This window comes from Bradyrhizobium sp. CCBAU 51627, assembly GCF_028128765.1.
In the GTDB taxonomy this organism is placed as follows: Bacteria; Pseudomonadota; Alphaproteobacteria; order Rhizobiales; family Xanthobacteraceae; genus Bradyrhizobium.
In genome coordinates this window covers 730,656-750,047 of record NZ_LBJG01000024.1, presented here as the reverse complement: position 1 = coordinate 750,047, position 19,392 = coordinate 730,656, and the positions used below count along the sequence as shown (strand labels likewise).

Genomic DNA, 19,392 nt, shown 5'->3' with positions numbered 1-19,392 from the left:
AGACTGGCGTGTATCTAAGCGCCGACGCGCTCGGCAAGCTGGATAATGTCGTTGGCCACGACGTCCCAATCCTGCGTCGGCTCGAGATCGGTCTTCTGGCCCGGACCATGCTCGGTCGGACGCGGGATGAACGCCGTTTTCAGGCCAGCCGCACGGGCAGCAGCGAGGTCGCCATTGTGCGCCGCGCACATCATGACCTCCGCCGGATCGAGATACATGAGCCGGCACACGCCGAGATAGGTCTCGGGATGTGGCTTGTAGTGCCGAAACAGCTCGCAAGAGAAGACATTGTCCCACGGCAGTCCGGCATGCTTCGCCATATTGACGAGCAGCGCAACATTCCCGTTCGACAATGGGCCGATGACGTAGCGGCGCTTGATACGGGTGAGCCCCTCGACCGCATCGGGCCAGCCTTCGAGCCTGTGCCATACGCGGTTGATGTGCCGGCGCTGCTCCGCTGACAGGATCTCCAGGTCAAGTTCAGCCAGCACCTGATCGAGGGCATGAGCGTGGAGCTCGTCGAGATTGGTCCAGGCGATTTCCCCGGTCCTGACCCGATCCTTCTCGGGTTCGTACCGTCCCCGCCACTTGTCGGCCAAGGCGGCCCAATCCGCCTTGATCCCTTCGGATTCTCCCCACGCCGAGAGGTCGCGAATGATACTTCCACGCCAGTCCACCACCGTGCCGAACGTATCGAACACGATCGCCTTCACTCTCTGGATCGAACTCTTCATCACCGGCTCCCTCAGCTGCGGCCAGGGTCCCAAATCCGCCAAACGCGTCTTTGAATTTATTAATGTATGCATTATTTCTGTCAAGCCTCGCGACCGGACCGGCCGCGTGACTTGACCGCCCCTTACCCGTGGAACGAAAGCGACCTAAAGGCGCCTCCGGGCTGCCGGTCAGTAGATCGACAGACAGCCTGCATGCAGGAGAGGAACACGGGAAACTGGAGGATCGGCCGGGCAAACCTCGCCGGGCGCGATCGTGTGCTGGTCTCGTTTCCCGGCCGTCCGCGTCGCGCTCAACTGACGGCCGGATCGGCCCTCACGATTGCTTGCCGGACTCAAGACGTTGCAGGACCTTGGTCACAATGTTCTCCGCCGTAATCCCGAAATGGCGGAACAGTTCCTCGCCCGGCCCCGAGGCTCCAAAGCCTGACATGCCGACAAAGATGCCGGCGTCTCCGATATAGCGCTCCCACCCGAGCCGGACGGCGGCCTCAATGCCTACGCGCAGCACGTCCTTTCCAAGAACGCTTTGTCGATAACTCACTTCTTGCTGCTCGAATGCCTCCCAGCACGGCATCGATACCACCGCGGTCGGAATGTTCTGCTTCTCGAGAAGTCCCTTCGCATCGAGCGCGACGGCGACCTCGGACCCGGTCGCCAGCAGCGTAACCCGCCGTGCCCCGCCTGTGGCTTCGGCCAGAACATAGCCACCGCGCGCGCTCAAATTCTCGTTCGAGTGCGCGGTCCTTACCGGCCGCAGGGCTTGCCGTGACAGGATGAAGGACGAAGGACCATCGCGCCGCGACAGCGCCATCTCCCAACACTCCGCGACCTCGACGGCATCCGCGGGACGGAGCACCAGAATATTGGGGATGGCCCTTAGTGAGGCCAGGAATTCGACCGGCTGATGCGTCGGGCCGTTCTGCCCGATACCGATGGAATCGTGACTGTTGATAAAGACGACGGGCAACCCCATCAGGGCTGCCATCCTAATGGCGGGCCGCAAGTAATCGGAGAAGGCGAGATAGGTCGCCCCGATCGGCATGATTCCGCCGTGAGCGGCCATCCCGTTCATGATCGATCCCATCGCGTGTTCGCGGACGCCATAATGCACAAAGCGCCCACTGCGCTCAGTCGCCGTGAACGCCTGCAGGTCTCGTTTGTGACAGGTCGGCCCCTCGAGATCCGGCGCGCCGCTCAGCAATTCCGGAAATACGTCGAACAACGTCGCCACGGCCTCGCCGGACGACAGGATGGATGGTTGGGCCGGCAAGGAAAGCGCGGACTTCTTGTATTGCCGCAAGGGAGCCTGCCAGTCCGCAGGCATCTTGCGGCGCGCCAGGCGTTCCAAAAGCGCGCGTCGCTCAGGCGCGAGTTTGCAGACCCGCGACTTCCAGGTATCGTACCGTTCCGTATTGCGCGCGCTGACCAGGCTCCGCCAGCCGTTCAGGACCTCGGAAGGGACAACGAAGGGCGGACTGGTCCAGCCAAGTCGTGCGCGAGCGGCTTGCGTATCCTCCTTGAAAACGCGCCCGCCATGCGCGCCCCGCTTTCCCTCGAGCCGCGGGAACCCGCGTCCGATCACCGTCGCACATGCAATGAGGCTGGGCCTCGGATCGGATTTCGCGTGCGCGATCGCGACGTCGACCGATTCGAAATCGTGTCCGTTCGCATCCAGGACCTGCCAACCCGCCGCCCGGAAGCGCGTCCGAATATCTTCACTGGTCGACAGGTCCGTGCTGCCGTCGTCGGTCATCGAATTGTCGTCCCAGAGAACGACTAGTTTTCCGAGACGAAGATGGCCAGCCAGTGCGAGCGCTTCCTGGGCGACCCCTTCCATCAGGCAACCGTCACCCGCGATGACATAAGTGAAGTGTTCGAGCAGGTCGGAGCCGAGCATCCGGCGCAGATATTCTTCGGCGATGGCCATGCCCACGCCATTGGCGAATCCCTGCCCCAGAGGCCCGGTGGTGACTTCGATACCGTGCTCGACCGCATATTCCGGATGACCATGACAGATGGAGCCGAGCGTACGGAAGCGCTTGATCTGCTCGATGTCGATCGCCTCGTACCCGCTCAGGTACAGCAACGAATAGAGCAACATCGATCCATGACCGTTGCTCAGGATGAATCTGTCGCGATCGATCCAGGTCGGATCGGCGGGGTTGAACTTGAGATGGCGCGTGAACAGGACGGTAGCGATCTCGGAACAACCAAGCGGTGCACCAGGATGACCGTCGCTGGCATTCTCGATGGCGTCGAGAGAGAGCATCCTGATTGCATTGGCCATCGCCCGATCCAGGTCTTGATCTCGAGATACGGGTGTTTGCGGCACGATAGTCATGTTTAACCCTTGTGTGTTCACGTCTGTGAATGTTCCTTCGCCGTCCGATCAGATCATGCGAGGCTAAGGCGCTAAAGAAGGCCGATCGAGAGCCAGGGGATGAACGCGACCACGACGAGGCCGGCAAGCAGCGCCAGCATGTATCCCATCAAGGGACGAATGCCTTCCGCCGGATCGGCGCGACCGATCGCGCAAGCTGCGTAATAGCCGACGCCGAATGGCGGAAGGAAGAGTCCCATTCCCATCGCCAGGATGATCACCATCGCATAGTGCACCTCGTGAAGCCCGACAGCCTTCGCAATCGGGAACATAAGAGGAGCGAAAAGCACGAGCGCCGGTATTCCCTCCAGCACGCTCCCCAGGACGATGAACATCAGGATCGACACGGCCATGAAGGTCGGGCCGCCGCCGGGAAGCGACGCCATGACCTTTGCGAGATCGCGCGAAAACCCCGACTGCGTCAAACACCAGGCGACGGTTGTCGCGGCACCGATGATGAACAAAATGGCGCCCGATAGCGCGGCCGTGTCGATCAGCATCTTTGGAAATTTCGACCAGTCGCACCGGCGATAGATCAAAAGGCCAACGATGACCGAGTATGCGATACCGATGGTCGAGACTTCCGTGGCCGTGGCCACGCCCTCGACGACCGCCGCTCTGATGATGAACGGAAGCGCGAGCGCGGGGAGCGCGAAGAGAAACGCGCGGAGAACATCCCGCCGCGGCGGCTTCGAGATGTGCGAGAGATCCTCTCGCCTGTTCCTCCACCAAACGACCATGGCCAGGAAGAGACCGAGGACGACCGCCGGTACCAAGCCCCCTGTAAAGAGCGCCGCGATCGACACGCTGGTTACCGAGCCGATCGTGATCAACACGAGGCTGGGCGGGATGGTCTCGGTCTGGGCGCCGGTCGCGGCGAGCAAGGCGACGAGTTCGCCGCTCTTTTGCCCCCGCCTCCTCATTTCGGGCAGCAGCGAGGGTGCGACGGCAGCCATGTCCGCGGTCTTCGAACCGGAGATACCGGAAACCAGGTACATCGCGCCGATCAGCACATAGCTCAACCCCCCTCTGACGTGCCCGAGCAATGCAGCAAGGAAGTCGACCATCGCCTTCGCCATCCCTGTGAGTTCCATCAGGTATCCAAGGAACACGAAGAGCGGAACGGCGAGCAGGATCAGATGCGACATCCCTTCGTCCATCCGCCCGGCAATCGTCAGAACGGGCGAATTGGTTGCAAGGCCGATATATCCGAGTGCAGCCGTGCCGAACGCGAATGCGATGGGCACGCCGAGAAACACGGCCACGCCGACCAGGCCCACGAAGAACAGCACGAGGTTGAGGTTTCCGAGGCCCAGGAAGAAGCCGCGAGACAACCACACGAGCGCAGTGACGCCGGCCACCAGGCAAAAGGCGGTCACCAACCGCTGTCGTGCAATCGAACCGACCTTTGCGAGCGCGAAGACGACCATCAGGACGAGGCCCACAGGCAGCGCCGCTGCGCGTATCGATCCCGGCAACTCCAGCGCCGGCGTAATCACAAACGACTCCTCATGCGCGTAGTCGATCGCCGGCCAGAGCATGAGGACCATGAAGGCGACGCAAGCCAACAACGCCACCGTTTCGCAGTTTGCCCGCGCCGAAGGGCCGAAACGATCGACAAGGGCCGTCATGCGCATGTGCTGGCCGCGGTGCAGCGCGATGGCGGAGCCGAGCATGGACAGCCACACGAACAGGATCTGAGCGAGTTCGTCGGTCCAGACGATCGGCGCGTGAAAGACATACCGGGCAATCACGCCGATCGACAACACTCCGACTTCGACCGCAACGACGGCGGCCGCGAACAGTTCGGTGAGAGATATCAGGCAAGCTATCAGCCTTGGGCCAAGACCCGGCCGAACGCTGATCATCACTGGTTCGTCGGTCACCGCCATCGTGCCCTCAGCTGAGCTTCCCGCTCGCTGCCTCAAGAAGAGACCAGGCTTCGTCCCCGTACCTGGCCTTCCATTCGCCGTAGAAGCCGGACTGCTGCAGCTTGGAGCGGAACGCGGCCGTATCGACCTTGATGAACTCCAGGCCCTTCGTGCTCAATTCGCCCTGGAGCGAGTTGTTGAGCGCCGCGACGTCGGCGCGCTGCTTGACTGCAGCCTCGTTGACCGTCTTGACGACGACATCGCGGTCCGAGGCCGGGATACCGTCAAACGCCCGCTTGTTTGCCAGGAACCAGAAGCCGTCCCACATGTGGTTGGTTTCGGAGAGGTACTTCTGGACCTCGTACATCTTGGCGAAGTAGATTCCCGCCAACGGATTTTCGAGGCCGTCGGCCACCTTGGTCTGGAGCGCGGAATAAGTCTCGCCCCACGGAATCGAGGTCGGCGACGCGCCGAGGGATTTGAACAGCGACGTCCACAACGGACTCGGCGGCACCCTGATCTTGAAGCCCTTTAGATCATCGGGCGTCTTGATCGGGCTCTTGGCCGAGGTCGTTTGCCGAAAGCCGTTGTCCCACATCTTCTCGAAGGCAACGATGTTCGACTTGGCGAAGCTCGCGACGATGTGTTTTCCAAGAGGACCGTCGACGGCGTTCCAGACCTGGGAATAGTCCGCGAAGGCAAATCCGATTCCGGTGATCGCGGCGACCGGCACAAGGGTGGCTACAATCAGGCCCGATGATGCGAAGAACTCGATCGCGCCCGACCGCAGCTGGCTCAGCATATCTGCGTCGGTGCCAAGCTGACTGTTCGGAAAGACATCGATTGCGACACGTCCGTCGGTCAGCTTCAGGATCGTCTCGGCCGCCTCCGTCATCCGCGTGTTGAGCGGATGATCCTTCGGCATGATATTGGCGAACTTCAACTTGAACTGCGGCTCGGCCCTGACAATCGAGGGATATGCAAGACCAAGTGCAATACCAACGCCCCCGTGAAGCACGCCGCGTCGCGACAACTTTCTCATCGTCTCCTCCTCCACAATGTTACTGGTATTTTCTTTTGGTCGATTTCTGCGCGGGCGAACGCCTGCGCCTATTCCTTCTCTGCAAAGAAGCCCAATAACGCCTCGGAGATGAATTCCGGCGCCTCTTCGGCCACCCAATGTCCGCTGTCCGGGATCGTGCCGCCCCGCACATTTTCAGCGACGCGCTTTAGCGACTCGATGGTCTCGAGCCCGCGTCCGAATGCCTTCTCGCCGCCCAGCGCCAAAACCGGCATCTTGAGCTTGCCTTGCGATGCCAATATCGCCTGATTGTCCGCGACATCCTGAGCAAACGCCCGGTAGTAGCCGAACATTGCCCGGAATGCCCCGAGCTTCCTGTAGGTCCGGTAATATTCCTGCTTGTCGTCCTCCGAGAGGCAATTCGCGCGATGGCCGTAGTTCTCGAAGAACCAGTTGAGCACCAGTTCCTCACGCCCCGCGCAGAGTGCCTCCGGAAGATCCGGCGTGCGATAGAAGGGGTGATGCCATCGCCGCCCGCCCTGCGACATCTCCCCGCCATCGCCCGGAATCGTCACGTCCAGAATCGCGAGCCTCGAGACCGCCTCCGGGTGATGTGCAGCGAGCGAGAACGCGACCGGCCCGCCCCAGTCGTGACCGACAAGATGAAAGCGCTTTATTCCCAAGTGGCCGTTGACAAGCTGCCAGATGTCCTCGGCTACGGTCTTCTTGTCGTACCCCGATGGCGGACGGGTCGAGTCTCCCAGTCCACGAAGGTCAGGAGCGATCACGAAATATCGCTCGGCGAGCCGTGGCATGACGAACCGCCATTCATGCGAGGACTGAGGGATCCCGTGCAGGAGAACCACGGGATCCCCCTTGCCGGCGGTCAAGTAATGCAGCGAAACGTCGGTCAGATCGGCGAACTGACTGTTTGTCTGGCGCATCATCTCACCTTCCCGACATGCCGGTCATTGCGCGATACGCTCTTACGACCTGACTGTCGTCGACCTGGCCAAAGCCTTGGCCTGAAACCGCCAAAAACATCTGCTGTGCGATCGACGCCAGCGGGGTCGGCGCTTTCAGACGCAGGCCGGCATCCAGGACGATTCCGAGGTCCTTGACGAAGATATCGATGGCGCTCGTCACCTGAGGTTCGCCCGCGATCATGCGGGAGCCCCTGTCGCGCAGCATCCAGCTGGACGCCGAGGATTCAGAGAAGATGTTGATCAGGATCTGAGGATCTATGTCGGCCTGCGCACCGAGCGAGACCGCTTCTGCAGCTGCCGCCAGATGCACGCCGCACAGGAGCTGGTTGATTGTCTTTACCAGCGCCCCCTGCCCAGGACTCGATCCGACATGATGCACCTTGTCTCCCATCGCCTGAAGAAGCGGCTCCACGCGAGAAAATGTTTCGTTACTGCAAGCCGCCATGATGGTGAGCGTAGCTGAGGCGGCACCCGCGACTCCTCCGGACACGGGAGCATCAACGAAGCTGCGGCCGGTTTTGGCGACTGCCTTTGATATTCTTTCGACGTCCGCCGCTGGACAGGTCGCCATGAGCACAACGCCGCCTTCTTTTGGCAGAGCGTCAAGAACGCCCGCCTCAAACAGCAACTGCTCCGCCTGGGCAACGTTCACCACCATGAGCACGAGAAAATCCGCTCCCAGCGCGGTATCCTTCGCCGCATCGGCCCAGATACCTCCGTCCTTTTCGAAAGCGGCGCGAGCTTCGGCTCTGACATCGTATCCCCTCACGCGATAGCCGCGAGCGCAGAGATGCGCGGCCATCCTTGAGCCCATGGATCCGAGGCCGATAAACCCGATGTTGATTGCCTTGGATGGATCCGTGCTCTTGCTGTCCCGCGTCAAGCTCATATCGCGATGGTGTCCCTTCGTATTCCTTTCGAGCACGCGGCCTCCCTCGCCTTCGCGAAGGGAGCGCTGACCGAGCAAGAAGGAGCGGAGGACTCTCGCAATGAGAGCACAGTGGACGTACCTCCGGATCTTGCGGTTGTCTGTCCGCATTCTCTATCGCTTGAGCCTAGTAATCTTGCCCGGCCCCAACAAAGGAATTAAAGTCCAAGTTAGATGATCTGTATTCATGTGAACCATGACCCACCTGCTCCATTTGCGCGCCATTCAGATTTTCGAAGCCGCCGCGCGCCTTGGCTCCTTCCTTCGCGCCGCGGACGAATTGATGGTGACGCCCTCCGCCGTGAGCCACCAGATCAGATCACTGGAAACCACTTTGGGCGTACAGCTCTTTCATCGAATCAACCGCGCGGTCATGCTGACCGACGTCGGTCGAAGGTATGCCGACGAAGTATCCGAGGCGCTCGGGCGAATTGAAGCCGCAAGCCAGACTGTCGCGAGAAAAGGTAAAAGCGACATCCTGACGATACATTCGGTCCCGAGTTTTGCGAGCCAGTGGCTGATGCCACGGCTCTCCAGATTCGGCGCGCTCAATCCGGAAATTGATTTGAGATTGAATGCGTCGGGCGACGCTGCCGATCTCGGAGGCGACGCCGTCGACATCGATATTCGATACGGCACCTTCGTGCCTGCAGCTTACCTCGGGGTTGATTCGTTCCCGCTTGAGACGATCGTCGTGTTGTGCTCACCCAAGCTCATGAAAGGCGCATCGCGGATTCGGACGCCGGGCGACATAAAGAAGCACGTCTTGATCCACTCCGAAGTCAACCTCTACCGATGGAAGCACTGGGCAGAGGACGCAAAGGTCGAGCTGGATCTAGAGCGCGGCCCTCGTTTTGACCGCTCTTTCATGGCTATCAGCACCGCCGTCGACGGCCTCGGTGTTTGTTTGGAGAGCCGACTGCTAGTCCAACGCGAGCTCGAAAGCGGTCGCCTGGTCATGCCTTTCGGACCGAATGGCGCTCGTATGCTGTGTCACAGCCTGGTCTACCGCCGCTCCCGCACCAACGTACCGAAGATCGCCACGTTCCGGAAATGGATGTCGCAGGCTTTACGCGAGACTGAGACGTAGGGAAGTCCGGGGCCGAACTCAGCTGACGAGTCCGGATCTGGCAGTGCCCGACTTGACCCACCCCGCAAGCTAAAGAGAGGACATGTGCATTGGCTCAGGATAATAGCGGAAGCCGTCACCATCCTTCCCCACGTGACCGAGGCCGGGCCAGGGGAAATGATATGACATCAGCGGCGTCCTGTTCGCGGCCAACATATCCAGCACTCTCACGCGTGATTTCACCGACAGCTTGGAATCCGTGTCGAACACAAACTCCATTCGAGGTTTTTCGAACAGCAGCACGGGATGGTGTGTCAGATCCCCGACATAGCAAAACGACTTCCCCGCCGACTCGATCATGAAGCAGTGATGACCGAGTGTGTGACCGGGCGATGCGATCGCATTCACTCCCGGCAGAAACTGCTCGCCGTCCTTGAAGAAAACGATGCGGTCGCGCGCGGGCGGCAAGTTGTGGATCGCCGCCTTGACCAAACCGTCGAGATCACCGCCAAGCTTGCTCTTGTCAGTCCAAAAGTCGTAGTCGGTCTGGCTGATGTAGATCTGTGCATTCGGGAACGTCGGCTTGTTATCATCCCCCCAGATACCACCGATGTGATCTCAGCGCGCGTGCGAACAGACCACCGCGTCGATGTCCTCAAGAGCAATTCCGGCAGCGGCCATGCTGCTCTTCAGGCGCCCCGTGGTGGGCCCGAACTGCTTGAGTGATCCCATTCCGGTGTCAAACAGGACCAGCCTGTTTCCAAAGTTGACAACCGGCGCATTCTGCTCGAGCACGACTTCCTTTGTCGGAAGGAAGCTCCTGTCGAGCATGCGCACGACTTCCTCCTTCGGCACACCCAGGAAGCTTTCGCTCGGGTCTCCGAGCGGCAGCGGTCCGTCCGATACGACAGTGACCTGTGCTTCCCCCAATGCAAATCGATAATACGACGGTGCCTGCTTATCGGACTTCGGTTCCTTTGCTTCACTGCGCGTAGCAACCGCCTCGGTCAACGCCGCACCGCTCACCAAGGCAGCTCCCTTGACGAGATCCCGGCGCCTCATTTGCGAACGAGTCTTTCTTGACTCCATTTGCTCCTCCCAATGAACGCGGCTTATTAGTTTAGGCTGGACGTCGAAAGGCTAGGGCGTGCCAGCACAAGGCCACAAACGAAATGGGCGGTGGATAGGTGATCCCATTTCATCTCAACCAAACGCAGCGCCCCGACTTTTTTGAACGAGAAGCTCTTGTCCAACCCTATTTTTGAGCCGGCCGCCAACTATGCTTCGGCGAATAGCCGAGCACTCGACGTGCCTTGTCTATGGAGAGCAGCGTCTCATGTCCGCTGATCTTCCTCTTGAACGGTACGCCAGGAAAATATTTCTGTGCGAGCTCCGCACTCGACGTCGGCGATACCGTGTCGGAATTGGCAATTACGAAGACTTCTGCCCCCTTGATATCCGCCTCCAGCGATAATCGAATGGCCTGAGCCCCATCACGTGCATCGATGTAACCGAACAGATTGAACTTTCGATCTTCCGGATCGAAGGACGGAAATTGCGCGTATTCGGCCGGATCCATCACGTTCGAAAACCGCAGGCACGCAATCTTCAGCAGGGGATCCCACCGGCAAAACTGACGTGCAATTTCTTCGCCGACCGCTTTGGAGAGCGAGTAAGCCGTCTCGGGCCTCGCCGGATAGTCTTCGTCGACTGGAAGATATGGCGGCGGATCCTTGTATGGCAGACCGAGCAAGGTCTCGCTTGAGGCCCAGACCACATTGCGTATGCCAAGGCGCCGCGACGCCTCAAAGACATTGTAGGTGCTGGCCGTGTTGATACCGAATACCTCGCTGATAGCCACAACTCCGGGCATTGGAACGGCAGCGAGGTGAACGACTGCGTCCACTCCGCGATTGTGATACCATTCCATGCCGGACAGCAGCTCTATCGTGCGGTCGAGACCCGTGAGATTGACCTGCACGAAAGGACAAAGGTCCACCGCAGGAGGTGCGACATCCGCGTTGACCACGTTGTAGCCGTGATCCAAGAGATCCTTTACGCAAGCTCGGCCGAGCTTGCCGCTTCCACCAGTGACGATGACCAAGGTCATGCGATAGTCCTTCTTTTTTGGAGTTTCTGCTCAGTCACGCGCGCTGGCTGCGGCCCAAGGCCACCGCCAGAACTATGAGAACGCCCCGCGCCATGAGCTGCTGACTAAAGTCGAGCCCAAGCAGAATAAGACCATTGTTGATAACGCCGATCAGCAGCGCCCCCACGATTGATCCAATGACCGTTCCGGCTCCGCCGAACAGGCTGGTGCCGCCAAGAACGACGGCGGCGATAACCGACAGTTCGTCGCCCTCGCCCAACTGGAAGCGCCCCGAGTGCAGGCGTCCCGCGTAAAGCATACCGGCGACGGAAGCCGCCGTGGCGGTCAGCAGAAGCGCCTGAAACTTGACGGTTCTTGTCTTGATGCCGCTGTAGCGCGCTGCGGTCTCACCACCGCCAGTGGCCAGGATCTTTCGTCCGAAGGGAGTCTTTCGCAGGGCCGTATGAGCCAGCGCGCCGAGGATCACGACCCACAATACAAGGATTGGGACGGGGCCGATATTCCCCGATCCGAAAACGGCGATGAAGGTGTCATCGATCACCGGCACGGGAGAGGTTCCGCTCATCCACATGCCAAGCCCACGGGCAAAGCCCATCATACCTAACGTGACCAGAAACGAAGGAATGCCGATCCAGGCGGTCAAGCTTCCATTCACGGCTCCCACAAGGAGACCGGTACAGAGTCCGGCCGCAATGGCAGGTGCAAGCCCGTAACGGCTAAGAGCGAGGCCAGAGGTCACGGAAGCCAGGCCTGCAATGGCTCCAACCGACAAATCGATCTCCCCGGCGCACAACACGAAGGTCATGGCCATCGCCATGATGGCGATGATCGCGGTTTGTCGTGCGATGTTGAGCAGATTATTGGCTGACAGGAAGCCGCGATCACTCAGCGTGATCGCGAAGATCACGAAAATCAGCGCGAACCCGATATAGACGACGTATTGTCGCCAGTCCGAGACAATGGAACCGCCTCTCGTTATGGCCAACGGACCTTGCTGCGTCGCCGCAGTTCCACTTCCATCAGTACGCCGGAGCATTGAGCCGCACCTCCTGAATAAGGACTTGAAGGTTGTGCTCCGCCTTCGCGATCTGCACTCCTTCGTCTGCACTTACGTTCGGCTCGCCGGCCGCCACGGAAATCTCTTCCCTGGACACCTCACGGGCAATGCTTCCGTCGCTCATGATGAGCACTCGATCGCTAACCGCCAGAAGTTCGGCGAGCTCGGAAGAAATGATGATGATGGCTCGTCCTTCATCCGCAAGTTCGCGGATGAGATCGACGATCTCCGTTTTGCTGCCGATGTCGATGCCCGCCGTGGGCTCGTCCAGGATGAGTATCTCGGGGTTCATGGCCAACCATTTCCCCAACACAACCTTCTGCTGGTTGCCGCCCGAGAGTGTTCGCACCGGGACCGAGCTGGAAGTTGCCTTGATGCGCAGTCGCTGGATCAAACCAGTCGCAGAAGCGGCTTCCTTCGTGCCGTCGAGGAACGGTCCACGAGTGAGGTCGCCTAGCCGGGGTAGACTGAGATTTGTGCGTATGCTGTGGGCTGCGATCAGGCCTTCGCGAGCCCTGCTTTCAGGTATGAGGGCGATTCCAGCTTCCATCGCTTCACGTGGACTGCGAATTCTGACAGCTTGGCCTTTCACTCGAATTTCGCCCGAGGTCATTGCATCAATACCAAACATGACCCGAGCCAGTTCGCTGCGGCCGGAACCCAACAGTCCTGCAATGCCGAGCACTTCACCGGAATGAACCTCGAAAGAGGCGTTTATCGGCTTATTCGGCCCGGATACCGATTGAACCTCGAGAGCCGGGCTACGCGTGCGGTCGACCGAGCGCGGCCGCCAGCTGAAACTTCCAACCCGCTTGCCGATCATATGCTCGACGACGTCCTGGATTTCCAAGTGCCGCAATGGTGCTGTCGCGACGTTCCGACCATCCCTGAGAATGGTCACTTCCTCGGCGATCTCGAATATCTCGTCCATCCGATGCGACACGTAGACGATCGCGACCCCATCCGCCGACAGCCGTTTAAGAAGAGAAAAGAGCCGCTCGACTTCGACGCCGGTCAATGCGGATGTCGGCTCATCCAAAATAAGGATGCGAGCGTCTTGCGAGATCGCCTTCGCGATCTCGACCATCTGCATCTGGCCAGTGCTGAGCTTCTGAACAGGCGTCGCCGGATCGACATCCATGCCCAGTTCGGACATGATCACCCTCGATCGGTCCCACGCCGTACGATCGTCGACGAGCAGCCCGAATTTTCTCGGCTCTCGAGCCAGAAAGATGTTCTGGGCGACGGTCAGACTCGGGATCAGGCTGAGCTCCTGAAATATCATCCCGATCCCCGACGCGCGGGATGTCGCGGCACTAAAGCTATTCATCTGCCGACCGAAGACGGTTATCGAGCCTTCGGTCGGCGTCAGAATTCCCTGAAGTATCTTGAGCAGCGTCGACTTTCCGGCGCCATTCTCACCCATCAGCGCGTGGACCGTTCCCTGCTTGACCGCGAAGTCGACCCCGCGGAGGACGTGCAGCCCTCCGAACGACTTCTTGATGCCGGTCATCTCGACCGCGTTGCTGGCTTCGATCATGACCCATAGCTCACGTACGGGGACAAACTCCCGGGCCCACCGGTCCTACTTCAAGGCGTCCGTCACCACCTGGGGCGGCGGCGTCCCATTGGACAATGGCCAGCCGGCAATCAAGTTCTGCTTGGTCACCGCCAGTGCGGGAAGCACGACATAGGGCGGCGCCGACTTGCCGAGCAGGGCATAGCCCGCCAAAATGCCTTCCGCATAGCCTGCGCCGTACGGCCGCTGCGATCCCGTCCCCTTCACGTAACCATTCTTCGCCATGTCGATAGCGATGTTCACGCCAAGATCGCAGGTCGTGATTACGAGATCCTTTGGCCCGCGTCCGCTGGTGCGCGCGGCAGCGAGCACGCCTTCTGTCGGCACATCCCAGACAGCCCAAATCCCGTTCAGTTCAGGATGGGCGGTCAGCATCCCGGAGGCGATACGCTCGGACTCACCGGAAAAGTCGGGGCCACCAACGCCCTGCTCGGCCACGATCTTGATGTCAGGATAGGCTTTGATCGCCTCCTTGAACCCCATGACGCGCTCGACGGTCGCAAACAGGTCGGAAGCGTGCGGAATCAATCCAATATTGCCCTTTCCGTTCAGGGCCTGCGCCATAAGCAGCGCCGCAGCCTTGCCCATGCCTCGATTGTCGGAAGACACGAGGCTCACATACTCCGTCCCAGGCGACATTCCGGCGCCGGTCTGATCGAGAAACACGATCTTGATGCCGGAAGCCGCCGCGCGCTTGTACGCGGCTGCCGTGCCGTTTTGCTCAGCAGGAACGCTAATCATCACGTTCGGTTTGCGGGCCATGACCGTCTCAATGTCGGAGACCTGTTGCTCGGCTTTGTATCCCGCGTCCGTGACAGCGATGATCTTGATTCCGAGCATATCGAGAGCAGCCTTTTGGCCCGCCATCTGCGCCTTCGCCCAATCGGAGGCCGTGTAGTGCATGACGATGGCCGCAGTCGCATTCATCGACTTGATCTTTGCGATCTCCTCCGTGGTTAGCCCCAGATCGCTGGCGAGAACGGGCTTTTCCCCGTGCGGACCGGACGCGGGATGCTCCTCGATCTCCTTCAATGCCGCAGCAACATCCGCCGCCGTCGACGGGCCTATGGCCAAGCCTATGATTGCGACAGAAGCAGCTATCGCAGCGCTAAGGGTTTTAATCAGGCTAGACATGGTGATCCCTCCCAAGAATGGGCCGCGCCCAAATGCATCGACAGGATCTTTGCGTCCCTTAATGAATACATTAATGCGCGCGAGCTGAGACCGTCAATCGCTCGCGGCTCTTGTACTAGCCTGCTTTAAGCAAATTTCATCGAGCGTCGATTGCCAGGTCATGTCACTTGGAGCTGGATATCGCACGAATTCCAGAGCGGCAGACAAATCTCGCCATTTGCGACCCAAATCTCGGTCAAAAACCTGGCAGTACGACCCGTTGTGCAGCGGTGCTCAACAGTCCAATGATCGAGAAAGCACAATCCCTAAACCACAATTCCCTTCCTCGGGTCGATGGACCGCCACGTTCGTTCCCGCGAGGTAATGGACACGGTATCGAAGTTGTACGGCACCGAGCTTCTGGCGTTTCATCGAAATCATAGAGAGCCTTAGGTTATCGGCGAGTCCTTCTCGTGATGGGGCGCCCTCGCGAATCAAAGCGCCACGTGGCCATGCGGTGTGAGCCAGATCGCACAGCGTGTTGAGCGCAATTTTCGCATCGGATGCCATTCTAACGGGTTGTGGACTCCGGAACGACATTCCGGCCCCGAGCACACTCGGAGATAGACAATGGCTAACGGCAAGCGTGTCGCCGTCACCGGCGCACTCGGCAAGATCGGCAAGGTCCTCGTCCCCTATCTGCGGGACAAGGACTATGAGGTTTTCCTTATCGACAACATCGCGCCATCCGATCCGGAGGAATCCGCGATTCTCGCCGACCTCACCGACTTCGGCCAAGCGCTCGACGCTCTATCGTCGATCGGCGCCGATACTTATGCTCGCGCGGAGCCCAAGGCATTTGACGCGATCGTGCATCTGGCCAGCATGCCCCACCCGCGCATGAAGCCGGATGCCGAAGAGCTGCGCATCAACATGATGGCGACCTATAACGTGTTCGAGTCCGCGCGCCGTCTCGGCATCAAGAACGTAATCTGGAGCGCGAGCGAGGTCGCCACCGGCATACCATACGACAAGACCGGCGCTCCCTATGTGCCCGTCGACGAAGCCTATCCGATGCGAGGCTACAACGTCTATTCGCTGACTAAAGTGCTCGGTGAGGAGATGGCACGCCAGTTCTGTCTCAACGATCCCGAGATGCGCATCACTTGCCTTCGTCTCTCCAATGTCATGAACCCCGAGGAGTATGAGGGGTTCGAGGAGTGGCAGGACGACTCCACCAAGCGTCTCTGGAATTTCTGGACCTACATCGACAATCGCGACGTAGCTCAGGCGGTTGCGCTGGCGATCGAACATGATGTCCGCGGCAAGGACGAGTTTTTCATCACCAACGATGAGACGGTAATGCGGACGCCGACCACCGAGCTGCTCGACAGGCACTTTCCGAATATCGAGCGCCGCAAGGCGTTCAGCGGCAACGAGGTGGTCATCTCCAACGAGAAGGCCAAGCGGGTGCTCGGCTATCAGCCGCAGCATCGCTGGACCGACAAGAAGTAGGCCACCAGCGATGGCGCGCAAACCGCTCATCATCGAGGCTCGGATCAACGAGTACACGCCGCGCAGCGAGAACAGGCACATCCCGTTCTCGCCAATGGAAATCGGCGAAGCTGCTGCGCGTGCCTGCGGGGCGGGCGCCAGCATCGTCCATTTCCACGCACGTCACGACGATGGCTCACCCGACCACCGTGCCGAAACCTATGCAGCGGCGATCCGCGCCATCCGCGAGCGGTGCGATATCCTGGTCTATCCAACGCTCGGTCAGATCACTGCGGGCTGGGAGGATGAGGATCGGATCAGGCATATCCAGGCGCTAGCGGGCGATCCCGCCACACGTCCCGATATCGCGCCGATCGATAGCGGCAGCACCAACATCGACCGCTTCGAGGACGGCGGGTTCCGCTCCGGCGACCGGACCTATGTGAACCGCACCGAGACGCTGCGCTTCTTCGCCGAACGGCTGCGCACGCTTGGCGTCAAACCGCAGTTCGTCAGTTGGGCTGTCCCCTTCACGCGTATGTTCGAGGCACTTCGTGAGATTGGCCTCGTCGACGCCCCTGCCTGGTTCGTCTTCGAGTTGACGGGTGGCGGTATTTTGGGCGGCCACCCGGGCACTATCGACGGCCTGGAGGCGCATCTACGCTTCCTTCCCGGCGGACCGCTCGAATGGTCCGTCTCGAACAAGATCGGCAACGTGACCAGTCAGGCCGCGCTCGCAATCGAGCGCGACGGCCACGTCTCGGCCGGCCTCGGCGACTATGGTTGGCCGGAACTCGGCTGCCCGGATAATGGCGCCGTTATCCAGTTCATCGCCAACCTGTCACGCGCCATGGGACGCGAGGTGGCTTCAGTCGCGCAAACCCGGGACATGCTTGGTCTGTGATCCGGGCAGCACGAGAAAGACAAGGATCATGATACAGGACAAGGTTGTCGCCGCCCCGCAGGGCGTGGCGCTCGCGCAGATCGCGCTCGGTCTGGGTGGCCTCTTTATCGGAACCGGCGAGTTCGCCGCCATGGGACTTCTGCCCGGCATGGCGCAGTCGGCCGGCGTCTCCATCCCACAGGCAGGCAATTTCATCAGCGCCTATGCGCTCGGCGTCGTTATCGGCGCGCCGGTCCTTGCCATTGCGACATCGCGCATGGAGAAGCGAAACCTGCTCCTGCTGCTCGCCGCGATCGTACTGGTGGGCAATCTCGCCTCCGCGGTCACTCCGGACTATCTCGGCATCGCGGCTGCGCGCTTCCTTGCGGGGCTCCCCCATGGCGCCTATTACGGGACGGCCTCAATCGTGGCGGCAGCCATGGCGCCGCCCTCCCAGCGCGCGCAGGCGATTGGCCGCGTCATGTTGGGGCTGGCCGCTGCGAACCTCGTCGGCGTGCCGCTGACGACGTGGCTCGGCCAGAGCTTTGGCTGGCGGTCGGCTTTCGGACTAGTCGCCGTTGGCGGTGCCTTGCTTTTGGTGATGCTGCGCGTTCTTATTCCCGTGATCGAAGCGGACGAGGACGCAAGTCCACGGCGCGAGCTGTCCGCCTTCCCCCGCCCGCAGATCTGGTTGACGCTCGCGGTTGCGACGATCGGGTTCGGCAGCATGTTCGCTGTCTACAGCTACATCACGCCAACCCTTGGTCAGGAAACCGGCGTGACCAAGGGCACGGTGCCCCTGTTCCTCGCGCTGTGGGGCCTGGGCATGATCGTCGGCAACATCACCGGCGGGTGGCTCGCGGACCGGGCGCTGATCCCGTCGATTTTCGGCATCATCGTCTGGAACATCGTGTTCCTCGCGCTCTTCTTTCTCACCGCACCCAACCCGATCCTGGCCGGCGCGTCGCTCTTCATGATCGGCATCGGCTTCGCGCTCGTGCCTGCGCTTCAGGCGCGGCTTATGGACGTTGCACGCCAAGCGCAGTCCTTGGCCGCCGCGATGAACCATTCGGCTTTCAACCTGTCCAACGCGATCGGCGCGTGGGCGGGCAGGCGCGCGATCGCAGCCGGTTACGGCTGGGCGTCGACCGGCCTCGTGGGTGCCGCGCTGGCGGCGGGCGAGTTGGGGATCATGACAATCTCGGTGCTGCTGATGCGCGGTGCTGCTGCCCCTTCTCCAGGAGAGGAAACATGAAGCCTCACGTCATCTGCCACATGATGAGCCCGCTCGACGGTCAGCTCGTCGTTGATCAGTGGAGCCCGTCGACAGGCCGCTCGTCGGACGATCTGGTTGCCGAATATGACCGGGTGCACGACGAGCTCAAATGTGATGCCTGGATCGCCGGGCGCGCGGTCGGTGAAGAGTTCGCGGATGGCGAGCCCCATCCACCGAGCGATCATGGCGAGGTCGGAAGGCCGGTCCACGTCGCCCGTACCGGTGCCGATGATTACGCCATCCTGATCGATCAGGATGGCAAGCTCCACTGGACGAGCCCTGAGACCTACGGCGCGCCGATCATCATGGTTCTCGGCCGCGATGTATCGGACACGCATCTGGCGGAGCTCGCCGCCGACGGCATCTCCTACATCGTCGCCGAAGACGAGACGATCGACCTTGCCGCGGTCCTCGAGATCCTCGCCGATCGCTTCGGGATCAGGCGCTTGCTCCTGGAAGGCGGTAGCCACACCAACGGGACGTTTTTCAAGGCCGGGCTCGTCGACGAGATCAGCCTGCTTCTCTTCCCTGCGATCGGCGGGCGCAGTGGCGGTCGGACCTTGTTCGAGGCCGGTCCCGACGGGCTTGCCGACCATGTTCGCCTCTCGATCAGCGCGTACGAAATGCGGCGCAATGGCATCGTCCACCTCCGCTACTCCGTCTCCTACGTCTGAGACGGCTTCCGCCCAGCGTTTTGAGGAGCATCTCATGAAGACATGGTTCATCACCGGCGCGTCGCGCTAAGCGGTGGTTTTCGCGCTGAACCAGCCGCCAAGCGTCGCAATCAACGAGGTCATTGTCACTCCTGTCGATCAGGCCTGGTGAACCCTTGCGACTGAAATGGCATTTTGAGCCTTATCCTACTTCTCTCGGGGTTTGATCGCGTTCTGG

The 19,392-nt window shown here is 60.6% G+C and carries 15 protein-coding genes and 1 pseudogene; 5 read left to right on the top strand and 11 right to left on the bottom strand.

The window, feature by feature from the left end; all coding sequences use genetic code 11:
- Nucleotides 1-14: 14 nt before the first annotated feature.
- The 6 genes from XH88_RS18425 to XH88_RS18400 form a co-directional block, all read right to left on the bottom strand.
- Nucleotides 15-734, bottom strand: coding sequence for a haloacid dehalogenase type II (locus tag XH88_RS18425; protein ID WP_271669670.1), 720 nt, complete (start codon nt 732-734; stop codon nt 15-17).
- A 313-nt stretch (nt 735-1,047) separates the two neighbouring features.
- Entirely contained in the window at nt 1,048-3,021 is a 1,974-nt protein-coding gene (gene tkt / locus XH88_RS18420; protein WP_333909254.1) for a transketolase, read from the bottom strand.
- A 125-nt stretch (nt 3,022-3,146) separates the two neighbouring features.
- A complete protein-coding gene (locus XH88_RS18415; protein WP_442868450.1) occupies nt 3,147-5,006 on the bottom strand; it encodes a TRAP transporter large permease in 1,860 nt (619 codons plus the stop codon).
- Nucleotides 5,007-5,013: 7 nt separating this feature from the next.
- Nucleotides 5,014-6,027: a TRAP transporter substrate-binding protein gene (locus XH88_RS18410; protein WP_271669668.1), complete on the bottom strand. Its 1,014-nt coding sequence runs from the start codon at nt 6,025-6,027 to the stop codon at nt 5,014-5,016.
- Between the two features lie 68 nt (nt 6,028-6,095).
- Nucleotides 6,096-6,950, bottom strand: coding sequence for an alpha/beta fold hydrolase (locus tag XH88_RS18405; protein ID WP_271670383.1), 855 nt, complete (start codon nt 6,948-6,950; stop codon nt 6,096-6,098).
- 4 nt (nt 6,951-6,954) lie between these two features.
- Nucleotides 6,955-7,881, bottom strand: coding sequence for an NAD(P)-dependent oxidoreductase (locus tag XH88_RS18400; protein WP_271670382.1), 927 nt, complete (start codon nt 7,879-7,881; stop codon nt 6,955-6,957).
- 235 nt (nt 7,882-8,116) lie between these two features.
- Between XH88_RS18400 and gcvA the strand changes: the two genes are divergently transcribed.
- Nucleotides 8,117-9,010, top strand: a complete 894-nt coding sequence (gcvA, locus tag XH88_RS18395; RefSeq protein WP_271669667.1) for a transcriptional regulator GcvA — start codon at nt 8,117-8,119, stop codon at nt 9,008-9,010.
- Between the two features lie 69 nt (nt 9,011-9,079).
- Here the strand turns inward: gcvA and XH88_RS18390 are convergent.
- From XH88_RS18390 to XH88_RS18370, 5 genes and pseudogenes are all read right to left on the bottom strand, one after another.
- Nucleotides 9,080-10,078 (bottom strand): annotated as a pseudogene (locus tag XH88_RS18390) (MBL fold metallo-hydrolase).
- 166 nt (nt 10,079-10,244) lie between these two features.
- On the bottom strand, nt 10,245-11,099 hold the full coding sequence (locus XH88_RS18385) for an NAD-dependent epimerase/dehydratase family protein (protein WP_271669666.1): 855 nt from the start codon (nt 11,097-11,099) through the stop codon (nt 10,245-10,247).
- A 34-nt stretch (nt 11,100-11,133) separates the two neighbouring features.
- Nucleotides 11,134-12,135: an ABC transporter permease gene (locus XH88_RS18380; protein ID WP_271669665.1), complete on the bottom strand. Its 1,002-nt coding sequence runs from the start codon at nt 12,133-12,135 to the stop codon at nt 11,134-11,136.
- Nucleotides 12,119-13,696, bottom strand: coding sequence for a sugar ABC transporter ATP-binding protein (locus XH88_RS18375; protein WP_271669664.1), 1,578 nt, complete (start codon nt 13,694-13,696; stop codon nt 12,119-12,121). Before XH88_RS18375 ends, XH88_RS18380 begins: the two co-directional genes overlap by 17 nt.
- A 45-nt stretch (nt 13,697-13,741) precedes the next feature.
- Nucleotides 13,742-14,869 carry a substrate-binding domain-containing protein gene (locus XH88_RS18370; protein ID WP_271669663.1) on the bottom strand — a complete coding sequence of 376 codons (1,128 nt, stop codon included), beginning with the start codon at nt 14,867-14,869 and terminating at the stop codon, nt 13,742-13,744.
- A gap of 609 nt (nt 14,870-15,478) precedes the next feature.
- Between XH88_RS18370 and XH88_RS18365 the strand changes: the two genes are divergently transcribed.
- From XH88_RS18365 to XH88_RS18350, 4 genes are read left to right on the top strand one after another with little or no spacing between them, the layout of a single operon-like run.
- Entirely contained in the window at nt 15,479-16,363 is an 885-nt protein-coding gene (locus XH88_RS18365) for an NAD-dependent epimerase/dehydratase family protein (protein WP_271669662.1), read from the top strand.
- Between the two features lie 10 nt (nt 16,364-16,373).
- Complete coding sequence (locus tag XH88_RS18360) at nt 16,374-17,246, top strand: 3-keto-5-aminohexanoate cleavage protein (RefSeq protein WP_271669661.1); 873 nt, start codon at nt 16,374-16,376, stop codon at nt 17,244-17,246.
- Between the two features lie 28 nt (nt 17,247-17,274).
- The gene (locus tag XH88_RS18355) at nt 17,275-18,480 is read left to right on the top strand and encodes an MFS transporter (RefSeq protein ID WP_442868449.1); all 1,206 of its coding nucleotides are present in this window, start codon (nt 17,275-17,277) and stop codon (nt 18,478-18,480) included.
- Nucleotides 18,477-19,175: a dihydrofolate reductase family protein gene (locus tag XH88_RS18350; protein ID WP_271669659.1), complete on the top strand. Its 699-nt coding sequence runs from the start codon at nt 18,477-18,479 to the stop codon at nt 19,173-19,175. Before XH88_RS18355 ends, XH88_RS18350 begins: the two co-directional genes overlap by 4 nt.
- The last annotated feature ends 217 nt before the right edge of the window (nt 19,176-19,392 follow it).

What these genes read in the sequence shown, in the direction of transcription:
- XH88_RS18425 (WP_271669670.1), bottom strand. Translation starts at nt 734, where the DNA reads ATGAAGAGTTCGATCCAGAGAGTGAAGGCGATCGTGTTCGATACGTTC.
- tkt (WP_333909254.1), bottom strand. Translation starts at nt 3,021, where the DNA reads ATGGCCAATGCAATCAGGATGCTCTCTCTCGACGCCATCGAGAATGCC.
- XH88_RS18415 (WP_442868450.1), bottom strand. Translation starts at nt 5,006, where the DNA reads ATGGCGGTGACCGACGAACCAGTGATGATCAGCGTTCGGCCGGGTCTT.
- XH88_RS18410 (WP_271669668.1), bottom strand. Translation starts at nt 6,027, where the DNA reads ATGAGAAAGTTGTCGCGACGCGGCGTGCTTCACGGGGGCGTTGGTATT.
- XH88_RS18405 (WP_271670383.1), bottom strand. Translation starts at nt 6,950, where the DNA reads ATGCGCCAGACAAACAGTCAGTTCGCCGATCTGACCGACGTTTCGCTG.
- XH88_RS18400 (WP_271670382.1), bottom strand. Translation starts at nt 7,881, where the DNA reads ATGAGCTTGACGCGGGACAGCAAGAGCACGGATCCATCCAAGGCAATC.
- gcvA (WP_271669667.1), top strand. Translation starts at nt 8,117, where the DNA reads ATGACCCACCTGCTCCATTTGCGCGCCATTCAGATTTTCGAAGCCGCC.
- XH88_RS18385 (WP_271669666.1), bottom strand. Translation starts at nt 11,099, where the DNA reads ATGACCTTGGTCATCGTCACTGGTGGAAGCGGCAAGCTCGGCCGAGCT.
- XH88_RS18380 (WP_271669665.1), bottom strand. Translation starts at nt 12,135, where the DNA reads ATGCTCCGGCGTACTGATGGAAGTGGAACTGCGGCGACGCAGCAAGGT.
- XH88_RS18375 (WP_271669664.1), bottom strand. Translation starts at nt 13,696, where the DNA reads ATGATCGAAGCCAGCAACGCGGTCGAGATGACCGGCATCAAGAAGTCG.
- XH88_RS18370 (WP_271669663.1), bottom strand. Translation starts at nt 14,869, where the DNA reads ATGTCTAGCCTGATTAAAACCCTTAGCGCTGCGATAGCTGCTTCTGTC.
- XH88_RS18365 (WP_271669662.1), top strand. Translation starts at nt 15,479, where the DNA reads ATGGCTAACGGCAAGCGTGTCGCCGTCACCGGCGCACTCGGCAAGATC.
- XH88_RS18360 (WP_271669661.1), top strand. Translation starts at nt 16,374, where the DNA reads ATGGCGCGCAAACCGCTCATCATCGAGGCTCGGATCAACGAGTACACG.
- XH88_RS18355 (WP_442868449.1), top strand. Translation starts at nt 17,275, where the DNA reads ATGATACAGGACAAGGTTGTCGCCGCCCCGCAGGGCGTGGCGCTCGCG.
- XH88_RS18350 (WP_271669659.1), top strand. Translation starts at nt 18,477, where the DNA reads ATGAAGCCTCACGTCATCTGCCACATGATGAGCCCGCTCGACGGTCAG.